18 protein-coding genes and 2 riboswitches are annotated in these 23,826 nt (G+C 47.4%); of the genes, 13 read left to right on the top strand and 5 right to left on the bottom strand.

The window, feature by feature from the left end; all coding sequences use genetic code 11:
* Positions 1–65 precede the first annotated feature (65 nt).
* The 8 genes from glcT to PTQ21_RS29800 all read left to right on the top strand — a co-directional run bounded on the left by glcT (position 66) and on the right by PTQ21_RS29800 (position 10,245).
* Positions 66–920 carry a glucose PTS transporter transcription antiterminator GlcT gene (gene glcT, locus PTQ21_RS29835; protein WP_274568240.1) on the top strand — a complete coding sequence of 285 codons (855 nt, stop codon included), beginning with the start codon at positions 66–68 and terminating at the stop codon, positions 918–920.
* 288 nt (positions 921–1,208) lie between these two features.
* Positions 1,209–3,266: a glucose-specific PTS transporter subunit IIBC gene (ptsG, locus tag PTQ21_RS29830; protein ID WP_063566873.1), complete on the top strand. Its 2,058-nt coding sequence runs from the start codon at positions 1,209–1,211 to the stop codon at positions 3,264–3,266.
* Between the two features lie 77 nt (positions 3,267–3,343).
* Positions 3,344–3,619, top strand: coding sequence for an HPr family phosphocarrier protein (locus PTQ21_RS29825; protein WP_024633102.1), 276 nt, complete (start codon positions 3,344–3,346; stop codon positions 3,617–3,619).
* On the top strand, positions 3,612–5,324 hold the full coding sequence (ptsP, locus tag PTQ21_RS29820; RefSeq protein ID WP_063566874.1) for a phosphoenolpyruvate--protein phosphotransferase: 1,713 nt from the start codon (positions 3,612–3,614) through the stop codon (positions 5,322–5,324). Before PTQ21_RS29825 ends, ptsP begins: the two co-directional genes overlap by 8 nt.
* Positions 5,325–5,573: 249 nt before the next feature.
* On the top strand, positions 5,574–7,145 hold the full coding sequence (locus PTQ21_RS29815; RefSeq protein WP_072734744.1) for a helix-turn-helix domain-containing protein: 1,572 nt from the start codon (positions 5,574–5,576) through the stop codon (positions 7,143–7,145).
* 144 nt (positions 7,146–7,289) lie between these two features.
* Positions 7,290–8,459, top strand: coding sequence for an alpha/beta hydrolase family protein (locus PTQ21_RS29810; RefSeq protein WP_269054429.1), 1,170 nt, complete (start codon positions 7,290–7,292; stop codon positions 8,457–8,459).
* Positions 8,460–8,485: 26 nt separating this feature from the next.
* Positions 8,486–9,466, top strand: a complete 981-nt coding sequence (locus PTQ21_RS29805) for an ABC transporter substrate-binding protein (RefSeq protein ID WP_269054428.1) — start codon at positions 8,486–8,488, stop codon at positions 9,464–9,466.
* Positions 9,463–10,245 carry a hypothetical protein gene (locus PTQ21_RS29800; protein ID WP_064635886.1) on the top strand — a complete coding sequence of 261 codons (783 nt, stop codon included), beginning with the start codon at positions 9,463–9,465 and terminating at the stop codon, positions 10,243–10,245. The genes PTQ21_RS29805 and PTQ21_RS29800 overlap by 4 nt, the downstream gene beginning before the upstream one ends.
* Before the next feature lie 144 nt (positions 10,246–10,389).
* Here the strand turns inward: PTQ21_RS29800 and gcvPB are convergent, their stop codons facing one another.
* From gcvPB to gcvT, 3 genes are all read right to left on the bottom strand, one after another.
* Positions 10,390–11,877, bottom strand: a complete 1,488-nt coding sequence (gene gcvPB / locus PTQ21_RS29795; protein ID WP_274570587.1) for an aminomethyl-transferring glycine dehydrogenase subunit GcvPB — start codon at positions 11,875–11,877, stop codon at positions 10,390–10,392.
* A 95-nt stretch (positions 11,878–11,972) separates the two neighbouring features.
* A complete protein-coding gene (gcvPA, locus tag PTQ21_RS29790) occupies positions 11,973–13,328 on the bottom strand; it encodes an aminomethyl-transferring glycine dehydrogenase subunit GcvPA (protein WP_072734740.1) in 1,356 nt (451 codons plus the stop codon).
* Positions 13,325–14,461: a glycine cleavage system aminomethyltransferase GcvT gene (gcvT, locus tag PTQ21_RS29785; protein WP_072734739.1), complete on the bottom strand. Its 1,137-nt coding sequence runs from the start codon at positions 14,459–14,461 to the stop codon at positions 13,325–13,327. Before gcvT ends, gcvPA begins: the two co-directional genes overlap by 4 nt.
* Positions 14,462–14,658: 197 nt before the next feature.
* A riboswitch (glycine riboswitch) is annotated at positions 14,659–14,759 on the bottom strand.
* A gap of 3 nt (positions 14,760–14,762) precedes the next feature.
* Positions 14,763–14,885: riboswitch (glycine riboswitch) on the bottom strand.
* Between the two features lie 347 nt (positions 14,886–15,232).
* On the opposite strand from gcvT, the gene gcvH reads away from it, so the two are divergent.
* From gcvH to PTQ21_RS29760, 5 genes are all read left to right on the top strand, one after another.
* Complete coding sequence (gene gcvH / locus PTQ21_RS29780; RefSeq protein ID WP_063566882.1) at positions 15,233–15,622, top strand: glycine cleavage system protein GcvH; 390 nt, start codon at positions 15,233–15,235, stop codon at positions 15,620–15,622.
* A 565-nt stretch (positions 15,623–16,187) separates the two neighbouring features.
* Positions 16,188–17,654: a PTS mannitol transporter subunit IIBC gene (locus PTQ21_RS29775; RefSeq protein WP_063566883.1), complete on the top strand. Its 1,467-nt coding sequence runs from the start codon at positions 16,188–16,190 to the stop codon at positions 17,652–17,654.
* Entirely contained in the window at positions 17,654–19,759 is a 2,106-nt protein-coding gene (locus PTQ21_RS29770; RefSeq protein ID WP_072734738.1) for a BglG family transcription antiterminator, read from the top strand. Before PTQ21_RS29775 ends, PTQ21_RS29770 begins: the two co-directional genes overlap by 1 nt.
* Positions 19,756–20,190, top strand: coding sequence for a PTS mannitol transporter subunit IIA (locus PTQ21_RS29765; protein ID WP_024633110.1), 435 nt, complete (start codon positions 19,756–19,758; stop codon positions 20,188–20,190). Before PTQ21_RS29770 ends, PTQ21_RS29765 begins: the two co-directional genes overlap by 4 nt.
* Entirely contained in the window at positions 20,187–21,338 is a 1,152-nt protein-coding gene (locus PTQ21_RS29760; protein WP_063566885.1) for a mannitol-1-phosphate 5-dehydrogenase, read from the top strand. The genes PTQ21_RS29765 and PTQ21_RS29760 overlap by 4 nt, the downstream gene beginning before the upstream one ends.
* Positions 21,339–21,390: 52 nt before the next feature.
* Here the strand turns inward: PTQ21_RS29760 and PTQ21_RS29755 are convergent, their stop codons facing one another.
* Complete coding sequence (locus PTQ21_RS29755) at positions 21,391–21,639, bottom strand: cysteine-rich CWC family protein (protein WP_064635891.1); 249 nt, start codon at positions 21,637–21,639, stop codon at positions 21,391–21,393.
* A 92-nt stretch (positions 21,640–21,731) separates the two neighbouring features.
* The gene (locus PTQ21_RS29750; protein WP_274568239.1) at positions 21,732–23,741 is read right to left on the bottom strand and encodes an endonuclease MutS2; all 2,010 of its coding nucleotides are present in this window, start codon (positions 23,739–23,741) and stop codon (positions 21,732–21,734) included.
* Between the last annotated feature and the right edge of the window lie 85 nt (positions 23,742–23,826).

Below are 23,826 nucleotides of genomic sequence, written 5' to 3'. Positions count from 1 at the left end.
CTTTTCTTTCTTACTAGGGTGTGACTGAATCACACCTAAGATGGTGTGAAAAAGAGGTGCAAATATTGAGTAGCCTGCAAGTAGCCAAAGCGCTAAATAATAATGTAATTATTGCACAGCATCCTGAACATGGAGAAGTTGTCGTGATTGGTAAAGGCATCGGCTTCAATCGGAAAACGAATGATATTATTCCTCTGATGGCTGTGGAGAAGATGTTCATTTTGAGAAACCAGCAGGAGCAGGAGCAGTATAAACAGCTTCTTCCACAAGTGGATGAAGCATTAATCGAAATTATTAACGAAGTCATTACGTATATTGCAGGACGTACGGACGTTCCTTTAAACGAACATATTCATATCGCACTGACCGACCATATTTCTTTTGCATTAAAACGGAAAGAACAAGGGATTGTTATCCAGAATCCGTTTCTATATGAGACCCGTGAAATTTATCCTGACGAATATCGTATGGGTGAATATGCGGTTCGTTTGATTAAAGAAAAACTGGGCGTAGATCTAGGAATGGATGAAATCGGTTTTATTGCGCTTCACATCTACAGTGCCATGACCAACCAAAATATTTCCCAAGTTCGCGAGCACTCGCAATTGATAACTGATTTGGTGAGCCTGGTGTCCACCCAACTGGATTATTCGTTTGAGACCGAGTCACTGGATTATTCCCGGTTACTGACTCATCTTCGATTTGCCTTGGAGCGTGTCCGTCGGGGAGACAAAGTGGAAGAAATCCACAAATTGGATTCCCTGTTGAAGTTAGAATATCCTGAAATGTACTCGCTTGCATGGAAACTAACGAAGGTGATGGAAAAAAGGTTGAATCTCCCAGTGTATCCTGCGGAAGTAGGTTATTTGACCATTCATTTGCAGCGCTTGAATCAAAGGAAAGAAGAAGAGAGTAAGTAAAAAAATTCCATCATTGGAATTCTGGTTCGACAAATTTCGTGTAAAGGCTTGCATCGTTTTTGAAGTGGTGCTACAATGGTCTCCGTAATCAAGCAACTGAATAAACACAAACGACGTGTTACTGATTCGATCAGGCATGAGTTATCTAGAGCGTGATTGTTCTTACCTTATACCGGGTATGCTATACCCGAAGGTTGGACCAATTTGCTTTGTTAACTCGTGCCTTTTTTGTTTTCCCTTGCTTGCTTCACAACATAAAAATTTAAAAGAAAGGGTGGATACGACGCAATGTTTAAAAAGCTTTTTGGTGTATTGCAAAGAGTAGGTAAAGCTCTCATGTTGCCCGTAGCGATTCTTCCAGCAGCAGGTTTGTTGCTCGGGATCGGTAACATGCTTGTAAATCCGGATTTTCTGCAATATGCTACAGCGCTAGATACCCCATGGGTAAGCTCGATCGCGACGATTATGATGAATGCGGGTCAGATCGTATTTGATAATCTGGCATTACTATTCGCTGTCGGTGTAGCCGTCGGGCTGGCCGGAGGCGAAGGTGTCGCAGGTCTTGCGGCCATCATCGGTTACCTGGTCATGAATGTGACTTTGGGTACGGCTGTTGGTGTTACGCCGGCCATGATCGGTGAAGTACCCGGTTATGCCAGCATCTTGGGTATCCCTACATTGAGTACTGGCGTGTTCGGAGGTATTATCATAGGTATTACCGCCGCGCTATGTTACAATCGATTTTTCAAAATCGAACTGCCGTCTTACCTCGGTTTCTTTGCAGGTAAACGTTTTGTCCCAATTATCACTTCAGTCGTTTCCCTCTTAATCGGGTTGCTTCTGGTGATCATCTGGCCTCCAATTCAAAATGGGCTGAATGCTGTATCTCACTTCATGGTAGATACAAGTCCGACATTGTCGGCGTTCATTTTCGGAGTGGTAGAACGGTCACTTATTCCGTTCGGTCTGCATCACATTTTCTATTCACCATTCTGGTTTGAGTTCGGTGAATATGTGAACAAAGCTGGAGATGTCATTCGTGGAGACCAGCAAATCTTCTTCAATCAACTGCGTGATGGTGTGAACCTTACAGCGGGAACGTTCCAAGTTGGTAAATTCCCGTTCATGATGTTCGGTTTGCCAGCTGCGGCGCTTGCGATGTACCATGAAGCAAGACCGGAGCACAAAAAGTATGTTGCAGGGATCATGGGATCAGCTGCGCTGACTTCGTTCCTCACAGGGATTACAGAACCACTGGAGTTCTCATTCCTGTTTGTAGCGCCAATCCTGTTTGCAGTACACTGTATCTTTGCAGGTTTGTCTTTCATGACGATGCAAATTCTTGGAGTCAAAATCGGGATGACATTCTCCGGTGGATTCATTGACTTCCTGATCTTCGGGATTATCCCGAACCGCACGCCTTGGTGGGATGTTATCATCGTAGGTTTGATTCTTGCAGTGATCTACTATTTCGGATTCCGATTGATCATTCGCAAATTCAACCTGAAAACACCAGGTCGTGAAGAGGCAACTCCTGAAACTGCTTCGGGCGGTGGAGGCTCAAGTTCAACGGATGATCTACCTCACAATATTCTTGCTGCTTTCGGCGGGCAAGATAATATCAAACATCTGGATGCTTGCATTACTCGTTTGCGGATTGAAGTAAATGAGAAATCCAGTGTAAATAAAGATCGTTTGAAACAATTGGGTGCATCTGGCGTACTTGAAGTGGGTAATAATGTACAGGCCATCTTCGGTACACGTTCAGATACGATTAAATCTCAAATGCAGGATATCATTGCAGGACGGACACCGGCACCAGCTCCAGCAGCTGTGGCTAAGCCAGCTCCTGAACAGGAAAAGGCGCAAGGTGAAGAAGGTGAACGTATTATTGCGGAAGACATCGTTATGCCAGTTAACGGCGAATTGATGGATATCACAAACGTTCCTGATCCGGTCTTTGCTGAGAAAATGACAGGCGATGGTTTTGCTGTTCTGCCTCATGATGGCAAGATTACTTCTCCTGTATATGGTAAGGTGTTTAACGTATTTCCAAGCAAACATGCCGTGGGCATTATGTCTGACGGAGGCAAGGAAGTACTTGTTCATATAGGTGTCAACACGGTGAAGCTGAAAGGTCAGGGCTTTAACGTGCTTGTGCAGGAAGGCGACCTGGTATCGGCAGGACAGCCGATTATGGAAGTGGATCTGGAGTATGTGAAAGCTAATGCTCCGTCGATCATCTCTCCGATCATTTTCACCAACCTGCCAGAAGGCTCGACAGTAACGCTTACGAAAAGTGGGTTACTGAAAATTGGCGATCAGCCGATTATTGAGATAAAATAAGAAGTGTTACGACGATGGCAAGCAAGTGTAAATATATGCAATGCCTAAACTAAATTATTGAAAGTGAGATGATTGTAATGCAACAAACATTCAGAATTACAGACGAAGATGGTATCCACGCACGTCCGGCGACAGCCCTGGTTAATACAGCAAACAAATTCAAAGGTGCAGAATCCTTTGCAGAAGCTAACGGTAAAAAAGTAACTTTGAAATCCATCCTGGGTGTACTTTCCCTTGGTCTGGAACAAGGCGACACCATCAACATCATCGTTGAAGGCGAAGGAGAAGCTGAAGCTCTTCAAGCTCTGACAGACGTTATGGTTAACGAAGGGCTGGGCGAAATTAATGCTTAATGTCTCTGGGATCGCGGCTTCGGCGGGTATTGCTATCGCCAAGGCGTTTATCTTGGAGCATCCCAATTACTCTGTAGAAAAACGCGAAATCAACGACGTTGACGCAGAGATCGCGAAACTCGACTCAGCTCTGGGCAAGTCCCAGGCTGAGCTTGAGGCGATCAAAGAGCGTACTTTACAAGAGCTTGGCGAGAAAAAAGCTGAGATTTTTGCTTCGCATTTGCTCATTCTGAATGACCCGGAACTGATTGATCCGGTTAAAGCGAAAATTGCAGATGATAAGATTAATGCGGAATTCGCATTGAACGAAACAGCAACGCAATTTATCGAAATGTTCGAAAACATGAAGAGTGCTTACCTGCAGGAACGTGCTGCGGATATGCGTGATGTAACCAAACGTGTGCTAAATCACTTGCTTGGTATCGAATTCATGAGTCCGGCTGAGATCAGTGAAGAAGTAATCGTGCTTGCGGAGGATCTTACGCCTTCCGACACGGCTCAACTGAACCGTCAATATGTTAAAGGTTTTGCAACCAATATTGGTGGACGTACTTCTCACTCTGCAATCATGGCTCGTTCGCTTGAAATTCCGGCTGTCGTTGGAACCAAGGACATTCTGGCTCAAGCGAAACAAGGTGACATGATTATCGTTGACGGTTTGGACGGTCACGTACTGGTTAATCCAACGGATGATGTTATTGCTGAGTATCGTTCCAAACAGGAGCAATACGATGCACAACGTGCGGAGTGGAGAAAACTGCGTGATGAGCCAACGGTAACGGTGGACAACGTTCATGTGGAACTGGCAGCCAACATTGGTACACCGAATGATGTTGCTGGTGTTCTGGAGAATGGCGGCGAGGCTGTAGGCCTGTACCGTACCGAGTTCCTGTACATGGGCAGAGACAAGCTTCCTTCCGAGGACATTCAGTATAATGCTTACAAGGCTGTACTGGAAAAAATGGAAGGCAAACCTGTTGTTGTTCGTACACTCGACATCGGTGGAGACAAAGAGCTTCCATATCTGGACCTGCCAAAAGAAATGAATCCATTCCTCGGTTTCCGCGCAGTTCGTCTGTGTCTGGACCGTCTGGACATTTTCCGTACTCAATTGCGTGCATTGCTGCGTGCAAGCGTACATGGTAACCTGCGTGTCATGTTCCCTATGATCGCAACACTTGGTGAATTCCGTGAAGCGAAAGCTGTCTTGCTCGAAGAGAAAGAGAAGCTGGTTGCTGAAGGTATTGCTGTTTCTGACAGCATTCAACTCGGAATCATGGTCGAAATTCCTTCGACTGCAGTTCTGGCGGATCAGTTTGCCAAAGAAGTGGATTTCTTCAGTATCGGAACGAACGATCTGATTCAATACACGATGGCTGCTGACCGTATGAACGAACGAGTGGCATATCTGTACCAACCTTACAACCCAGCCATTTTGCGTTTGGTTAAAATGGTTATCGATGCAGCGCATCGTGAAGGTAAATGGGTTGGCATGTGTGGTGAGATGGCCGGAGACGAAACAGCAATTCCATTGCTACTCGGTCTCGGACTGGATGAGTTCAGCATGAGCGCAACATCTATTCTGCCAGCTCGCAGTCAGATCACCAAGCTGTCCCGTGCAGACATGCAAGAACTTGCTGCCAAAGCACTCGATATGCAAACGGCTGAACAAGTCGTTGAATTGGTTCAAAGCATTCAAGCGTAATGTAATTTTACGGGGGTTCCACCCGATTTTAAGGGTTTCTTTTTCCGATAAAAAAGCTGCAGTCTTGCAGCGATTTTGCCGGTATCTGTTGTTACAGCAGATACCGGCTTTTTTTGTTTTGGGCCGATATCACTATTCTGCAGAGAAGTTACATTTTTCCGTTTGTATCTTGGTTGAAAATCATTATCATTAAGATATTCGAACAATTCAATCAATGGACATCATGCTGAGGGAGAAAGTAGGGTTACCATGAAGGTCAATGAAAAAAAGGCAGGCAAGATGCTTAAATATAGCAGTATCGATTCGTTTGAAGTGTCCTGGAATGGAGAAATTGTTCATGCAGCGACAGCGGAACACTTCGCTATTCTTTGTACAAGTGGCTCAGGAACTTTGGTATCGAACGAACACATATCCCGATTGAATGAAGGGGAAGTCTATTTGCTGGCTCCTGGACAGAGGTTCAAGCTGGCGGCAGATGAGCAGGCGTTAAAAGGCTGTATGGTCCGTTTCGAAGTATACGAATATGGCGGAGAACAGCAGATGACCGCTACCCATGCTTTCATGGAGGGTTTGTTTTGGTGCAAAGATCCGCATCAACTCGCGCTCTCTTGTGATCGATTGCTTCAACTGGAGGTCGCTGGTGACGAGGAACACTTCAATAGACAGGCCGCATTATACGGTTTGATGACTTCACTTGTTCAAGCGGAGGCCAAGCCGGAAAGCGTTGAGTCTACCGCTTCTGCGATTGCCCGTGTTGCCGATTATATGAATGAACATCTGGATCATGAGTTAAAACGAGATGAATTGTCCAAGCTTGCTGGCCTGAGTCCAGGGTATTTTTCGTGGGCATTTCAGCAATATACAGGAAAGACCCCGACGGCCTATCTGATGGATGTCAGAATGAAACGGGCCAAGGAGCTCCTTTTGTCAGGTGATGGTGTAAAAGAGACCGCGGTCCGAGTCGGCTATGAAGATGAATTTTATTTTAGCCGCAGATTCAAACAGAAGATGGGACTTTCGCCTAATGCGTTTGTCAAAAGCCGCAGATATAGTATCGCAAGTGTCTCTGATCCAATCTCGGGCAGTTTACTGGCACTTGGCCTGCTTCCGAAAGCTGCTGCCTTTTATCCAAATCACGAATTATACAACCGAATGACTCGTCTGCATTCTTATGAGCTGGGGGAAGGGCAGATCTGGCAAGAAAATGTGGATCGATTGCGTGCGTCGGAGCCGGAGCTTATTTTCTGCACTGACATTCTGGGCGAGCGGGCGCGAAAAGAGCTGGAGCAGATTGCGCCGACAGTTGCCATCCCTTGGTTATCCGCAGACTGGCGCGAGCAGCTTCGAATGATTGCAGAAGTCATGGAGCATCGGGCAGAGGCGGAGGTGTGGCTGTCAGAATATGATGGCAAGGCGGAAGCGGTCTACCGCAAAGTAAGACGTAACATCGGTGGAGCTACCGTCAACATATGGCGTATCACGGATTCGGAATATCGGATATATGGCAAACGCAATGCTGGCGCGGTCCTTTATGATGATTTTAGATTGGCAGCTACGCATCGTCTCGATGACATCAATGTTTTTGAATCGGTGACTAAAGAAGCTCTGGAAAAATACGACGCAGATATGCTGATTATCATGGTAGATTCTACACAGCAGGCGGCCCGGGAATGGAAGGCGCTTCAGGCCAGTGAGCAGTGGCATCGTTTGACAGCGGTTCGGCATGGACATGTGTACGAGGTGGGGACAGAAAAATTGTTTGAGTATTCAGCTTGGTCGCATGATCGGGCGCTATCCTATTTTATGCGGTTATTTGGCTGACTAAAGTCCAGTTCACTCCGTTTATATATCCATGTTTAGCTGAAGCAATGAATGATATGATACGTATTGAGAAAGAAAATCATTATCAGTGTAAAGAGGAGGTGACATTCCATTTCTGGAAAGCCGCCTTGGAATCTAGAGCAATTGTTTAAAGCACCTCGATTATACCCGGTTTCCGAAGATCAACATACCGGCGTACATGCCTGCTTCTATGAGGGTGTGTCATATAAAGGTCGTGCTACTCGCATATTTGCCTACTACGGCATCCCGCGTCCGGTCTCTCCTAACGAGGAAGTTCCCGCGGTAATTTTGGTTCACGGTGGTGCGGGAACAGCTTTTAGCAGTTGGGTGAAAGAATGGATGGCACGAGGGTATGCTGCGATAGCCATGGATCTGGAAGGGCATGTTCCATTCGGGGATGAGGAGCACACCGAACGGATGGAATGGCCTTCACATTCATGGAGTGGTCCTGAGAAACAGGGTGTATTTGCAGATTACGAACAGCCTGTTGAAGATCAATGGATGTATCATGCCGTAGCCGCTGTAATATTGGCTCATTCATTGCTCCGCTCTTTTCAGGGTGTAGACAAGCAGAGCATAGGTATAACAGGAATTTCATGGGGAGGCATCATCACAAGTTTGGTTGCGGGGTTAGATGCCAGGCTTTCTTTTGCCATGCCCATTTATGGCTGTGGGTATCTACATGAGCCGGGTTCCTATTATGGGCTTAGCTTCGCATCCATGCCGGGGGCAGAGGCAAAACGTGTTCGTCTATTGTGGGACCCATCCACTTATCTGTCCGAAAGCCGCTTGCCGATGTTATGGCTTAATGGTAGTAATGATACCCATTTTCCGTTGACCATATTTAATAAGTCTTATGAACAGCATCTGGAGTGCCATCCAAACAACAACCATAGCAGACTAAGCCTTCATCCGGGTCTCGGGCATTCTCATAAGGAGGCATGGGCATGCGAGGAGGTCTTCGCTTTTGCGGACAACATCGTTCAAGCGAAACCTGCGCTTGTTGAAATTTGTGAGGAGAAGCACGAGGACGGTTGGTTTGTCGTTAGTTATGAATCCTCCCTTCCTGTCCTGGAGGCCAACCTTTATTGGTGCGTGGATGATCGCAATTGGAGAACCGCAAGATGGGAGTCCATTCCTGCTTCGTTGGATACAACGAACTGCAAAGCGCTCATACGTCTTCCACAGCATGGAAGTTCGTTTTTTATGAATTTAAGAAATGAAATGGGATGGATCACAAGCACACGTGTAATGAGAAATGAGAGAACGGCAGAAGACAAAATAACAGAATAACGAATGAATAAGGGGATTTGCAGAACATGAAACAACGAAATCAACGCTATTTCACTTTAACAGCAGTTTTGCTTGCGGTGTTATTATTGATTGTGGCCTGTGGCAACAAAGAGAAGTCAGGTTCGTCTGAGGCAGAACCGACGAAACAGGAACAAGCGGCAACGGAAGAGTCCCAAGATACCACGTTTACATTTAAGGATACAAATGGTGAGCAGACATTACCGCAAAAGCCAGAAAACATTGCTTCCACAGTGACATATTTGACGGATCACCTGATTGCACTTGGCATGACGCCAAAAGCTACGGTGAAATCACAGAACGAAGATTTTCCGTTATATTTGAAGCCATTCTTGAATGATGTGGCTATCATCGGTGATCAAGGTAAGGTCAGTGTAGAGAAAATGCTCTCTCTTGGACCAGATCTGATTGTGACGGATACGAACAGCAAAGAGCAATACGAGAATTATACCAAAATTGCTCCAACGGCCATGCTTGAGAATGGATATGTGGCACCTGATTGGCAGACGGCATTTCGAGCTACCGCGGCGGCCTTTGGTCTGAACGAAAAGGCAGAAGAAGTGATAAAAACCTATGAAACGCATAAAGCTGAGGCGATCCAAAAAGTTCACGCCAAAGCAGAGGGTAAGACACTCATGGTATTGCGGATAAGAAATGATATTCGGTATTACGGAGACATGGACTACAAATGGCTTTATGATGATTTCGGTTTCTCCAGACCGGCTGTTTTCCCCGTGACAAGCGCTGAAAGTCGCTATGAAGTGCTGTCTAATGAAAAGTTGCCAGAAATCGATCCGGATTACATTATCCTTATCAATGATAATGAAGAGATATATAACAATCTGCAGACCTTGGGGATTTGGAAAAACATGAAGGCTGTTAAAAATAATCAGGTATTCCAGGTGGCGTCGGATTCGTGGTTTGGCGGGTATGGACCCAATGCGGCTACTTCCATGCTGGATGACCTGAATCGTTTGTTCGGCGAATGATGAATGACCGGATTCGTGAGGAACTGGGGAAGAACTTTAATCTTGTACAGGAACTGAATGGTGTACCCGTGGCATCGCTATGTGGAGAATCTATTGTTGATCCGGAGGCAATGAGAAGCTTTTTGTCCGCCTATCAACAGTTAATCGAGGGACAGGATCTAACGGTTGCCGCAGCCTATTTCACCAGTTGGTTCGGTGATGTGGCAGCTGCGCTGCAATATACCGTATCCGTCCATGATTCAGCTCCGAATTTTTCGCTAGCCAATCTGAGTATACATTTGATGAAGGAAACCGGCTATACACGAATTGCTTTTCAACTTGAGAACATGGATGTCACTCTCGCTCCGAAGGATTCGGAGGAAAGAACGGTCTGGCTTGAAGCAGAATTAAGACGTTTTTACAGTCAGACTGCACGTCCCCTCATGGAGTGTTTGTCCAAAGCTTCTGGGTTGCATGTCAGCATGTTGTGGGGGCAGTTGCCAACGGCTCTGCAAAACTACAGGGAGAATATTCATAATACGTATCAAGACGATGAAGCTCTCTTGCGTCAGTTTGCCGCTGATGAACTGGTGCTGCAAAATGGTCTGGAAGCTGATGTATTTGGTCTGGCCAAGAATCCGCTTCGTGTCAGGGTTCGGATGATTGATCATCCGCTGGAGCCTACGAAAAGACTTGCGATCAAAAACGTCTGTTGCTTGCAATATTTACGACAAGGTCGCTCCTATTGTTACACCTGTCCGCGATTGGGCAAGAAGGAACGGGCCAATTGGAAGCCCTAGACCGGAGAAGATAAAATAAAGCTGACAGGTTAATAAGCAATAAAGAAAACAGCCGCGCAGAAAGCAAAATGCGGCTGTTTTTGGCATTTATTAATGATTATCAACGACTGAATATGTTTTCATTAGTTTATTAGAGGTTAGCTTTTAACTGCAAGCACAGTTCAGTACAGGTTTACGGGCTGCTGTTGTTTCATCCAGACGGGTAACCGGTGTGCCGTAAGGGGCATTGAGTACCAGTTCAGGCGTTTCTTCTGCTTCCTTGGCAATGCGAATCATCGTATCGACGAACCCATCAAGGGTTTCTTTGCTCTCGGTTTCCGTTGGTTCGATCATGATGCACTCCTCGACGTTCAGCGGGAAGTACACGGTTGGCGGGTGATACCCAAAATCAAGCAATCGTTTGGCAACATCCAGTGTACGTACACCATACTGTTTCAACCCCCGGCCAGACATAACGAATTCATGTTTGCACACGCCTGGATACGGAATCTCGTAGTAAGGTGTGAGACGAGCCATCATGTAGTTGGCGTTGAGCACCGCACATTCAGATACCCGGCGTAAGCCTTCAGGTCCATAGGTACGAATGTAGGCATAGGCGCGGACCAGAATACCGAAGTTACCATAGTAAGCTTTGACCCGGCCAATGGATTGATCACCTTCGTGATCCAATGCATATATACCCTCATCATTCTTGATGACCATCGGTTTCGGCAGAAATGGAATCAAGCGGCTCTTCACACCAACCGGGCCGGCACCAGGTCCACCTCCGCCGTGCGGAGTACTCATCGTTTTATGCAAATTCAGATGCACCACGTCGAAGCCCATATCGCCAGGTCGGGTGATGCCCATAATGGCATTGGAGTTGGCTCCATCGTAGTACAGCAAGCCACCTGCCTGATGCACAATGGAGGCAATCTCCTGAATGTCTTTTTCAAAGAGTCCGAGTGTGTTCGGGTTAGTCAGCATGAGCGCTGCGGTGTCCGAACCAACAGCTGCGCGAAGTGCGTCCAGATCTACCAGACCGTCTGCGCGTGAAGGAATCGTTACCGTTTCGAAACCTGCTACGGTTGCACTTGCCGGGTTGGTCCCATGAGAAGAATCGGGTACGATGACTTTCGTACGCCGTTCACCACGACCTTCGTGGTAAGCACGGATCATCATGAGCCCGGTCCATTCGCCATGTGCACCAGCGGCCGGTTGCAGCGTAACGGCGTCCATCCCGGTAAGTCCGGCAAGGTCATTTTGCAACGTGTAGAGCAGTTCAAGTGCACCTTGAATGCTGGATTCATGCTGATATGGATGAATTTTGGCGAACCCGTTGTAACGGGCCACATCCTCATTAATCTTCGGATTATATTTCATCGTACAAGAGCCCAGCGGATAGAATCCGTTATCTATCCCGAAATTACGACGAGACAGGGCAGTGTAATGGCGAATGACGTCAACTTCAAAAACCTCAGGCAATGCTGCTGCTTCCGACCGAAGCATTTCCCGGGGAATCAGGGAATCCACAGCTTGACGGGGAACGTCGCATTCGGGCAACGAATAAGCGACCCGACCCGGACTGCTGAGTTCAAAAATCAACGATTGCTCCGGTGCTTGAGAGGCAGCCTGGTTAGTGTCTGTTGTGATAGTTTCAGGTTGGCCCGAAGGGGAGATAGAAGTTACCGTTTCCGATTGTCCTTGTGCTGATGTCGTCGTAGTTGTCTTTGTTGTCGTTTCCTGAGTCACAGCGATCCCTCCAATACACGTGCGAATTCGTCGATCTCTTCCTTGCTGCGTCGTTCAGTAACTGCAATCAGCATATGTCCGGCGAGCTCTGGATAATCACGGCCAAGTTCATAGCCGCCAATGAAACCCGCATCGAGCAATTTCAGTTGCAGTGGTTCCACATTTGTTCCTTCAGGCAGTTGGATAACAAACTCATTGAACGTAGGAGCGGTAAACGTAAGAGAGACGCCTGGAATTGCGGTAAACGTATTAAGGGCATAATGGCTCTTTTGCAAATTCAAATCAGCGACGTCGATCATGCCTTGTTTACCCATAATGGACATATATACAGAGGCGCTCAGCGCGAGCAACGCCTGGTTGGAACAGATGTTGGACGTCGCCTTTTCACGGCGGATATGCTGTTCCCGTGCTTGCAGCGTGAGTACAAAACCACGCTTGCCGTTGCGGTCCGTTGTCTGGCCTACAATTCGGCCAGGAATTCGGCGCATATGAGCCTGGGATACGGCGAAGTATCCGCATGTTGGGCCGCCGAGTGAAGCGGCGATGCCAAGGGGCTGCGCGTCGCCAACGACGATGTCAGCACCCAGCTTGCCTGGGGCTTCCAGCAGACCCAGCGATAGCGGGTTGGCGCTGACCACGAGCAGGCTCTTGTGCGCATGCGCAAGGTCTGCGGCCTGTTTTACATTTTCCACGGCGCCGAAGAAGTTCGGGCTTTGAATCATGACGGCTGCGGTATCATCGGACACGGCGGCTTGCAGGGCATCCCAGTCTGTTACACCATTTTGATATCCAATCTCAACAATCTCCAGATTGAGGCCGTGAGCATAAGCTTGCAATACCTGACGGGATTCGGGGTGCACCGTACGTGACACAATCAGTTGTTTGCGGCGGGTTGCCGCTGCGGCCAGATTGCCTGCTTCCGCAAATGCAGTTGCACCATCGTACATGCTGGCATTGGCTACAGCCATGCCTGTCAACTCACAGATGTAGGATTGAAACTCGAAAATCGCCTGCAATTCTCCTTGGCTGATCTCGGGTTGATAAGGTGTATAGGCTGTATAGAACTCGGAACGGGAGATGACATGATTAATGACGGAGGGAACGTGGTGATCATAAATGCCTGCACCCAGGAAACTGGCGTGTGTCTCGAAGTTGGCATTCGCTCCCGCTTGCTTCGACATATGACGTGTCAGTGCGTATTCATCCAGTTTGGAGGAAACAGGCAGTTCGCCCTGATAGCGAATCTCCTGTGGAATGTCATGGAACAGATCCTCAATCGTTTCCACGCCGATGGTTGCCAACATGGCACTCTGATCCTGCTCGGTCATGGGAATGTAGCGATGCTTGCTCATGCTTGATCAGCTCCTTGAGTAGGTGTCTTTGGCGCACGTGTCCGTTTATGAAAAGGGGTCTTCACGACCTCGGCTTTCAGTTTCTTGCCACGAATCTCAATCTCCAGCGGGGTACCCAGTGCAGCATATTTGCTGTCAATCAAGGCCAGCCCCAGATTACGTTTTAACGTAGGCGACTGGGTGCCTGTGGTTACTTCACCAATCTGTACGCCTTCGGCGTAAATGGGATAATGAGGACGAGGGATGCCGCGCTCCAGCACTTCGATGCCGACCAGCTTGCGGGCAGGCCCATCATTTTTTTGCTGCAACAAGGCTTCATGTCCGATAAACGGTCCTGCATTTAGCTTCACAAACATACTTACGCCAGCCTCCAGCGGTGAGATGGTTGCGGACAATTCCTGTCCATACAGGGGCAGCTTGGCTTCAAAGCGCAGCGTATCCCTGGCACCCAGTCCTGTCGGAACGAGTCCGTGACCTTCTCCCGCTTGCATCAATCCGTTCCAGACCTCAGCAGCTTGTTCCGCGGGAACGTAGAGCTCAAAGCCATCTTCACCCGTATATCCGGTGCGGGATAACAGCAATGAAACACCACATACCTTCGCATTTGCCACAAAGCGGAAAGGCTCAATCGAAGACACATCGGTGTCTGTCACCGCTCTGAGAATATCCACTGCCAGCGGACCTTGCAGAGCAAGCAGCGCCGTTTGATCCGAATCATTGGTCATCGTTACGCCTGGCGTCATGTGCTGTTGCAGCCATGCCCAGTCCTTGTCGATGTTGGAGGCGTTAACCACCAGCATATAATGCTGGTCTTTCAGTTTATAGATCAGCAGATCATCGACCACGCCGCCATCCGGATAACACATTAACGTGTATTGGGCCTGACCGGGAACGAGTGTTGTTACATCATTAGTGGTCATGTGCTGTAAAAAAGCTTCTGCGTGTTCACCTTGTACGGTGAATTCACCCATGTGAGATACATCAAATAATCCAGCACGTTCTCGCACCGCTTCGTGCTCTTTCTGAATTCCACTGAATTGTACCGGGAGCTCCCAGCCACCAAAATCAATGCATCGTACGCCTTCATATTGCTGATAGAGTGGAAAGAGTGGGGTTCTAAGCAAATCGGACATCCAATCACCTCGTCATGGGCCGTCAACCGGCCGAGTGTATAACCGTGGATCAATGAATCTGGCATCATATTTTATTATAAAAGTAAGGTAAGGACGCTATAGGCAGTGCCGCTCTATAACCTGTTTTCGTTTTTTTGGGAAAAAGGAAAAGGACAGGCCAAAGAATAGGCATGCCAGAAGCACGCTGTATTCTTAGGCTCTGTCCTTGGTACCTGAGAGTTACCCCGCCGCATGATGCAGCAGGTTTCCCCTTGGGTGATCATAACGCCCATACAGGGCGATTAGATGCTCTCCAGAGTTGCGTCCCGTAAAAGTCCTTTTGCCTGAGAGATTCACCTCCGCTTGTCGGTGGTTTACTCCTTCGGCGTTACCGCATGTACACCCTGATTCGGGTGTCAAGGGTAATCTCTCCCTTTACATTCATCCGCGGGTATTGCATAGACCAATTAAACACATTTACTACTCTCATTAAAGCCTGAATCGTCTATTGATGTCAAGAACGATATCATAGATATGAACAAAAAATCCGAATGAAATTTTTAATTAACATTAAAATGTTCGTCTATTTATAAAGAGTGCGCTTACTTTTCTAATATTCACCATTATATGTAGGGAGGGTCCATTTGAGTTACAGGCATATAAGGAAGAAAAACAAATAAATTGTGAGGTATCTTGACATTTGAATCGAAAATATCATACGCTATGTTCTGGGAAAAAGGTTAAGGTCAAAGAAACGCATGCACTCATTAATGAAAAGCGAGGCGGATATCGATGAGCGAATTGAAAAGTGATTTCCTGTACAGTGAAGAGCACGAATGGGTGCAGACCGTAGGGGAGGATACCGTACGTATTGGCATTACCGAGTTCGCGCAGCATCAGCTGGGTGACATTGTCTTTGTAGAATTGCCTGACCTTGAATCGGATGTAAAAGCGGAAGACGGCATTGGAACGATTGAATCCGTCAAAACCGTTTCGGATTTGTTTTCTCCTGTCAGTGGAACGATTATTGCTGTGAATGATGCATTGCAGGATTCCCCGGAGCTGGTTAACAACTCCCCATATGAGGAAGGCTGGATGATCGAGATTCGTGTTGAGGGCGACCTCACAGCAGCACTTTCCACATTGATGAACGCGGATGCGTATCGTAAACATACGGAATAATATTAAGGTACAAATTTCCGCTAGATACGGAGTTTCAGCTTAATGGAAAAGTTCGTTTAACGTATTAAAAATGAATCGATTGATTATAGATCCGGATGGTGATACAGCTCATTCGGAGAATACTTAGGCGCAATTGCCTCACCTGGGACAGGGTGAGGAAATTGCGCTTTTTTCGTTGTTAACAGACGAATGGGATGGAATGAATATCAATTAACGTGTTTCATCATTATTTCTAATTGAGATAGAAACAGCTCGTTCAAATAGAATAAATTTACAATTTCATTTGTCATTAAAATGGGGCATTTCGTGGGTATGATACATGAAAGGGAATAACAGGTTCCATTCCATATACAAGGTTCAAACATGGGACAATCCTTTAAATTTAAATCTTGTCATCAACGTTCATGACGGAAGTAGGTTTTCATTTCGTTGTAGAAGATACCGTTTTCATTTACGATATGGTTGTAAATTAAGATTTATTGAAGATTTGTACCTTTGTTCGTCTGGATCATCCTTGTCAAAATTCAGTGGAATTAAGGTTTAATATGTTGAGGAGGTTTTCAATATGAGTTCAGTGGACGCAAAGTCCGAAAAAAGCGGAGGAATACGGGTCGGCGTTCAGAAGTTTGGACGTTTCCTGAGTGGTATGGTTATGCCTAACATGGGTGCATTTATCGCCTGGGGTTTGATTACGGCATTGTTCATTCCAAAAGGATGGTTCCCTAACGCAGATTTTGCATTGCTGGTTGATCCAATGATCAAATATTTGCTGCCTTTGCTTATCGGTTACACAGGCGGTACCATGGTACACGGCCAACGTGGTGGTGTAGTCGGTGCAATAATGACCATCGGGGTTATTGTCGGCAGTGACATTCCAATGTTCCTTGGCGCTATGATTGCCGGACCATTGGGAGCTTGGGTCATTAAGAAATTTGACAAAGCTGTCGATGGCAAAATCAAATCAGGGTTTGAGATGCTGGTTAACAACTTCTCCGCTGGTATTATTGGTGGGATTTTGGCCCTTCTAGCCCTTAAAGGCATCGGGCCTTTCGTTGAAGCGATTAGCAAGGTGTTATCGGCTGGGGTAGAAGCTTTGATGAATGCTGGTCTTCTCCCGCTGGTCAACCTGATCATTGAGCCAGGAAAAGTATTATTCCTGAACAATGCCATCAACCATGGGATTCTGACACCGATTGGTACGGATCAAGCAAGAGAACTGGGGCAATCCGTATTATTCATGCTTGAATCCAACCCAGGACCTGGACTCGGCATTTTGCTGGCATACTGCTTCTTCGGTCGCGGATCAGCCAAATCTTCCGCTCCAGGTGCTGTAATCATTCATTTCTTTGGCGGGATTCACGAGATTTATTTCCCTTACATTCTGATGAGACCGATACTGATTCTGGCTGCGATGGCTGGTGGTGTGGCGGGTACATTGACCTTCATGCTGACAGGAGCTGGTTTGGTATCTGCACCGTCACCGGGAAGTATCATTGCCTACTCATTGTTAACGCCTAAGGGTGGATATCTTGGCATGTTTGCCGGGGTAGCCGTAGCTGCGGTCATCTCCTTCCTCGTGGCATCCATACTGCTCAAAACAGGTAAACAGAAGGATGACGAAGATCTGGATAGTGCTTCCAACCGCATGAAAGATATGAAAAATCAGGGCAAAACGGGCAACCTCACCGTTGATAAAGACAATCGTGAAGCTGACCGTGCAGCCGATATTGCTTCTTCGGCAGTAAAAACGGATATCAATAAAATTGTATTCTCCTGTGATGCAGGTATGGGTTCGAGTGCCATGGGTGCCTCGATTCTGCGGAAGAAAATGAAGGCAGCCGGTGTGGATGTCGCTGTAACCAACACGGCGATCAGTGAGATTCCACAAGATGCCGACATCGTCATCACACAGAAAACATTGACTGACCGGGCCAAATCCGTGGCTCCAAATGCAGAGCATATTTCCATCGATAACTTCCTGAAGAGTCCTGAATATGAGGCACTGGTGGAGCGCCTCAAATCCGACTCCTGATGAGTAATATTACAAGGAGACAGCGTGAGATCGTGGAGTTCCTGCTGGAGCATCCTCATGAGGTAACTGCTGGCGATATAGCTGTTGCGGTCAAAGTAAGCACTCGTACCGTACATCGAGAGTTGCAGATGATTGAACAATGGCTTGAGCCCCTTGGCATGAGATTGGAAAAAAAATCGGGAACCGGGGTTCGAATTGATCCCGGTTCCGATGATTTGGCCGTATTGCGTCAACAACTTGAGCTTAACGAATATGTGGAGTTTACGCCCGAAGAGCGTAAACTCTTCATGCTTTGTATTTTGCTGGATGAATCCGAGCCTGTGAAGCTGCTTGCATTGGCCTCAGATCTGAAGGTGACCGTGTCTACGGCAAGCAATGATCTGGACGATCTGGAACCACGCATTCAGCTGGCTGGATTGAAGCTGGTTCGCAGGCGTGGATATGGGGTCAAGATCAATGGAAGCGAGCTGGCTCATCGCATGGCTATTTCCGCGCTCGCTCTTGAATATCTGGATGAATCCGATTTGTTCGGTAGACAGGCGGAGCAGGGAGTTTCCAAAGTAAACAGCAAACTTCTGGAAATGATAGGGCATGAGGATGTACTTACGGTCGAAAATGCATTATGGCAGCCGGATATTGAGTGGTTGGAAAATATCCCGGAACGTCAATACATGAAGCTGCTGATCCAATTGTCTGTAGCGGTTGTGCGGATTCGCAAAGGTTTTGGCATAGGTCGGGGCACACAACAGGACAAAAATGACGTTGGAAATCCACTGCAAGATGAGCGGAAGGTGCCGGAATATTTGGCTTCACGGTTGTGCGGCGTTCTATCTGCCCAGCTTGGGCTGGAGTTTGTGGGCGAGGAGCAGGCTTATTTTCACAGGCTGCTGGTTGAAATCGAGCAATCGATTCATTCCTCGCGTCTGCTGCCCATAGACGATCTGGTCTTACTCGACATGGTTCGTTCCCTTACAGATCGGATGCAGGAGAAAACTCATTATTCGTTCCATGAGGATCGTCTGCTTCGTGAAGGTCTGATTGCCCATATGGAGCCGGTGCTGGAACGTATGGATGGGCGGCAGCTTATCCGTAATCCGTTGCTTCAGCAGATCCGCAAGGATTATGAATCACTGTTTGAGGATGTAAAGAAAGCCGTGCGAGAGGCTTGGCCCAATACGGATGTTCCGGATGAGGAGATCGGATTTTTGGTAATGCACTTCGGTGCTTCCATTGAACGGCTGAGGGTGCTGAAGCGTGAAATCAGGGCTGTCGTCGTCTGTACGAGTGGGATCGGATCTTCACGGATGTTATCGAGCCGTCTGTCCAAGGAAATTCCCGAAATTCGGATTGTGGACAGCGTGTCCTGGTATGAAGCGGCGCGTATCCCAAAGACGGAATATGATTTGGTTCTCTCTACTGTGGATCTGCCGATGGATAAACATCAATACTACAAGGTGAGCCCACTGCTGACGGCAGAAGAAAGTGAACGTTTAAGACATTTCATCAGGACAACGACGCTTCAGCGGGAACATAGTCCCCCACCTGAAGCAGACTCAAGGACAACAGGACGAATTTCCGATCCGGTTGGACTGGAAGCGACCCTGATTGAAATCGTACAGATAATCGGCAAGTTTCAGGTGTTCCCGCTGGATAATCAGGAGATCGGATTTTTAGAAACAGCTTACGCCATGTGCAGCGTTTTGCATCAATCCGGTGTATTGAATAATCCAGATGAGATTGCCAGGCTGCTGGAGGAGCGTGAAGCTGTTGGAAGTCAGAAGATTCCCGGAACTTCCCTCGCTCTGTTTCATACACGCAGTGATGGCATTCACAGTCCTTCAATTACGCTGTTCCAATTGACAGAGCCGCTTCTACGCACGCCGGAAGACCCGGCAGGTGTCAGCCATGTGCTCTTGATGCTTGGACCCAGACAGTTATCGAAGGAAAGTTTGGAGGTACTGAGTGAGATCAGTGCGCTATTGTTGCAGGAAGAAATGATTGCATTACTTGAAAAAGGCAACCGGGATGATCTTATTCATTACTTGTCCCAAGAACTTGCGGGATTTTACCGCAGCAAAACCGAAATTGGAGGTATTCAAACATGAGTGTGTTAACTAAAGATAAAGTCATCATGAATGCAACGGCTCAGGACAAATACGAAGCGATTCGTATGGCAGGTCAAATTTTGAAAGACGCGGGACATATCACCGCTGAATACATCGACAAAATGCTGGAGCGTGAAGAGATTGTCTCCACGTATGTCGGCAACGGACTTGCGATTCCACACGGCACGAAGGAATCCAAATCATTCATCCTGTCCACAGGCATTTCCGTCATTCAGTTCCCGCAAGGTGTTGATTTTGGGGAAGAAAAAGCGTATATGGTAATTGGTATCGCCGCTCAAGGTGGAGAACATATGGAGATCCTGACCAGCATCGCAGTCATCTGCGCCGAGGAAGAGAACATGGAAGCTTTGCGTCATGCTCAAACCGCTGAAGAAGTCATCACTATTTTGGAAAGTGAAATGGAACTATGAAGGCCCTTCACTTTGGAGCAGGTAATATTGGACGTGGCTTTATCGGTTTGATTCTGTCCCGTGCAGGCTACAATGTTGTTTTCTCCGACGTTAACCAGGAGCTGGTTAAGGCTCTAGAGCAGCGTGGAGAGTATACGGTTGAACTGGCTAACGAGGCCAAAGACCTGGAGACAGTTACCGGTGTGAGTGCAATCGATGGAACCAATCTGGATACCGTTGCTCAGAATGTTGCAGAAGCTGAACTGATCACAACTGCAGTGGGCGTGAACATTCTGAAACATATTGCTCCCGGTATTGCCAAAGGACTTACGTCCAGACTGGGAACGGGCGATGTCTTCCAACCCCTTCACATTATTGCCTGTGAAAATGCAATTGGAGCCAGCACTCAGCTGAAAGAACATGTATATGGCCTGCTTGATGAGCGGACTCGCCTGCTTGCGGATCAGTACGTGTATTTCCCGGACTCTGCCGTAGATCGGATTGTGCCGATTCAGCATCATGAAGATCCGTTGCATGTACAGGTAGAGCCTTTCTATGAATGGGTTGTTGACCGTTCACAAATGGCTCCTGCGTTCAAACCGGTTGAGGGCGTAATGTATGTGGATGATCTGGAGCCTTATATCGAACGGAAGCTGTTTACCGTAAATACGGGACACTGTATTGCCGCTTATATTGGATATGTGAACGGGTTTGATACAATTCAGAAGGCTATTGCCGATGAAAAAGTCAAATCCATCGTATATGGTGCCTTGCAGGAAACCGGAGCCGTTTTGGTGAAGCGTTTTGGATTCAATGCCGACGATCATCAGTTGTACATTGCCAAAATATTGGAACGGTTCGTTAACCCGCATCTAACGGATGAGGTAACTCGTGTAGGACGTTCTCCACTGCGGAAACTGTCCCCGAATGACCGTCTGGTTCGCCCAGCTCTCCAGGCTTACGAGTATGGAACGGAGACAACACTTTTGGCGATGGGTATGGCCGCTGCCTGCAAGTTTGACGTATCCGAAGACCCGGAAGCGGTGGAACTCCAGACTACGATCCAGCAAAAAGGGATTGAAGCAGCACTCAGCCAGTATACGTCCATGGATGAGAGTCATCCTGTACTGAAGCAGGCTGTAGCGCATTATCAACAAATGCAGAAGTAACGTTCTGTATTTCAATACAAAATAATATTGATTGAAGAAGAGCCTCACAGGGTTAACTGTGGGGCTCTTTATTTTGCTCTGTCTTCTTTTTATACGTATCCAGACATGCCTCGCAGATGCAGGACTTCCTGCGCTGGTCTGCCGGAATGGGGTCAAATACCCCTTCTGGGAACACAGCCCGGTTACACCAGCATTCTGAATGAGGACGACCAGCCGCATAGGAGCAGCCATTGGCCTCACCGCATAAAGGACATACAAGAACTTCTGGAGTGACTTTCTTTGTATCCTGCTCAACAGACATACGAGTCTTCCTTCCCCGATAAATTTCTAACCACGAACGATCGATAGGTTTATTAAAGTATAGCAACTCAACCCATTATATCAATCCTGTGGTTATTCTTCAGGGGGCAATTCAATTTTCAGTCCTTCCACATGCTTGCGACTAATCAGTTTGCGTTTCTTTCGGTTCTCTTTGGACTCCAGCACAATGTCGAGGTCATAGTCACCCGGATATAGTTCATCTGCGGAGATGTGCAGAGTTAGACGTTTCTTATGAATTTTGACTTTACGTCCACGCAGCATGACTCCGATATTTCCGCGACTGTCCTCCACATCACATACGATGCCTGACTGGTTCAGATAAGCTGCATAGACGCGATCCCCTTTTCGGAATGCTTTGGCAGGGGGCGCGGGTTCTAATGTTTCAGGCCGATCAGCAGATTGCTTTCTAGTTCCAGTCTGTACGGACGGGCTGGTAGGTTTTATCGTGTTCCTTGCTTCATTCAATTGTTCTTGTTCAACCGTGCTGTTTATTTGCGATGACGTTGAACTTACGTTAGGCACGGATGGAGAGGAGGTGGAAGAGACACTTTGCGAGACACCCTGATCTGAAATGAGCTTGGAGCGCTCAATAATACGCTGTGGCATACCCAATTTCAGTGCAATGAAATAGGCATAGCTGTCCCCGGCTTCTCCGATCCGCAATCGATAAAGAGGTTGAAGAGAGACCGTATCAAATTCCATTCTTGCATTCTCAAATCCAGGCGTGGATGCTGCAAAATGTTTGATTTCCCCAAAATGGGTTGTAGCGATAACGGTAGCTCCACGGCTGTGCAGCTCCTCCAGCATGGCGATCGAGAGTCCCACTCCCTCACCGGGATCGGTACCGGAGGCCATCTCGTCAATAAGCACAAGTGTCGATGAATCGGCTTGCTCCAGGATGCCAATCATGTTGCGAATATGTGCAGAAAAGGTACTGAGTGCTTGCTCCAGGCTCTGTCCATCGCCGATATCAACAGCAATTTCATGATACACGGCCATCTCGCCATCTTCAGCGACAGGCACAAGCAGACCAGATTGCATCATCAATGTGAGCAGACCCAATGTTTTGAGTGCAACCGTTTTGCCACCCGTATTCGGCCCGGTAATGATTAGCGAGGAATAAGTTTGACCAATTGCAAAATCAAGCGGAACCATGGATGCACCCATAAACGGATGGCGGGCATGATGAAGCCGAACACGTCCAATGGCATTGACGCGTACAGTTCGTCCATCCATGGTGGCCGCATATTTCGCTTTGGCAAATAGGAAATCCAGAATCCCTACCGTTTCCGTATTTAACGAAATTTCACGATTATAAGACTCTGCCAGGGAGGTTAAGTCACCGAGAATTTTCATCTCCTCCCGTGATTCCTCGGCTTGCAGTGAAGACAGCTCCATTTGCAGACCTACTAATTCAGCAGGTTCAATATATACGGTTTGGCCACTTCCTGATTCATCCAGCACACTGCCTTTAACGTGTTTGCGGAATTCTTTCTTAATGGGCAGCACGGTTCTTCCACCACGCTGACTAATCACATTTTCCTGCATGATGGAGCGGTGTTTGCTTATTAGAGAATCCAGCTTGCGCTTCATGCGTTCCTCATTCACCGTCATTTTTTTACGAATACGTATCAGCTCCTTGCTCGCCTGATCCTGAATGCGTCCACTATGGATACAGCGTTCAATCTCGCTGAGCAGGGATTCCATCCATATCATGGATGAAGCGTAGCGACTAACTGTGGGGGCCACTTCGGATTTGCCCTCCATGTATTTCATAAGCTGTGCGCAGCTGCGCAGAAATTGGGCGAGATTGCTGAAATCACGTTCCGTAAATAAATAACCGGTGCCGAGCAGATCCATGATGGTCTCCATGCCATCCAGTGAAGGAATGGGCACACTGGCACCGTAACGAATCAAAGCAGCCGCTTCAGCGGTCTCATCTAGCCGCATTTGAATCAGAGAAGCGTCGACCATTGGCTTCATGTCTCTTGCGTAACGTTTGCCCAAATAGGATAGGGCACAGGCTGCAACGTTTTTTTGAATTTGGGGATAACCCAGACTGGTTAACGTTTTTTCATTCATGCTTGATCTCTCCTTGGATATAAAATGGAATTTCGGTTAAAGCGATGGGACATATTCCCGGAAAACGCAAAAAGGGCGGAGAATG

This window comes from Paenibacillus marchantiae, from assembly GCF_028771845.1.
In the GTDB taxonomy this organism is placed as follows: domain Bacteria; phylum Bacillota; class Bacilli; order Paenibacillales; family Paenibacillaceae; genus Paenibacillus; species Paenibacillus marchantiae.
Note: the sequence above shows the minus strand (reverse complement) of the source record. Positions and strands in the feature narration are given on the sequence as shown.

Bases quoted from the DNA above. Each gene is read 5' to 3' on its own strand.
- gcvH (WP_063566882.1), top strand. From the start codon at position 15,233: ATGAGCGAATTGAAAAGTGATTTCCTGTACAGTGAAGAGCACGAATGG.
- PTQ21_RS29760 (WP_063566885.1), top strand. From the start codon at position 20,187: ATGAAGGCCCTTCACTTTGGAGCAGGTAATATTGGACGTGGCTTTATC.
- PTQ21_RS29825 (WP_024633102.1), top strand. From the start codon at position 3,344: ATGCAACAAACATTCAGAATTACAGACGAAGATGGTATCCACGCACGT.
- PTQ21_RS29770 (WP_072734738.1), top strand. From the start codon at position 17,654: ATGAGTAATATTACAAGGAGACAGCGTGAGATCGTGGAGTTCCTGCTG.
- PTQ21_RS29755 (WP_064635891.1), bottom strand. From the start codon at position 21,639: ATGTCTGTTGAGCAGGATACAAAGAAAGTCACTCCAGAAGTTCTTGTA.
- PTQ21_RS29775 (WP_063566883.1), top strand. From the start codon at position 16,188: ATGAGTTCAGTGGACGCAAAGTCCGAAAAAAGCGGAGGAATACGGGTC.
- PTQ21_RS29815 (WP_072734744.1), top strand. From the start codon at position 5,574: ATGAAGGTCAATGAAAAAAAGGCAGGCAAGATGCTTAAATATAGCAGT.
- PTQ21_RS29805 (WP_269054428.1), top strand. From the start codon at position 8,486: ATGAAACAACGAAATCAACGCTATTTCACTTTAACAGCAGTTTTGCTT.
- ptsG (WP_063566873.1), top strand. From the start codon at position 1,209: ATGTTTAAAAAGCTTTTTGGTGTATTGCAAAGAGTAGGTAAAGCTCTC.
- PTQ21_RS29765 (WP_024633110.1), top strand. From the start codon at position 19,756: ATGAGTGTGTTAACTAAAGATAAAGTCATCATGAATGCAACGGCTCAG.
- gcvPA (WP_072734740.1), bottom strand. From the start codon at position 13,328: ATGAGCAAGCATCGCTACATTCCCATGACCGAGCAGGATCAGAGTGCC.
- PTQ21_RS29800 (WP_064635886.1), top strand. From the start codon at position 9,463: ATGATGAATGACCGGATTCGTGAGGAACTGGGGAAGAACTTTAATCTT.
- gcvT (WP_072734739.1), bottom strand. From the start codon at position 14,461: ATGTCCGATTTGCTTAGAACCCCACTCTTTCCACTCTATCAGCAATAT.
- ptsP (WP_063566874.1), top strand. From the start codon at position 3,612: ATGCTTAATGTCTCTGGGATCGCGGCTTCGGCGGGTATTGCTATCGCC.
- PTQ21_RS29750 (WP_274568239.1), bottom strand. From the start codon at position 23,741: ATGAATGAAAAAACGTTAACCAGTCTGGGTTATCCCCAAATTCAAAAA.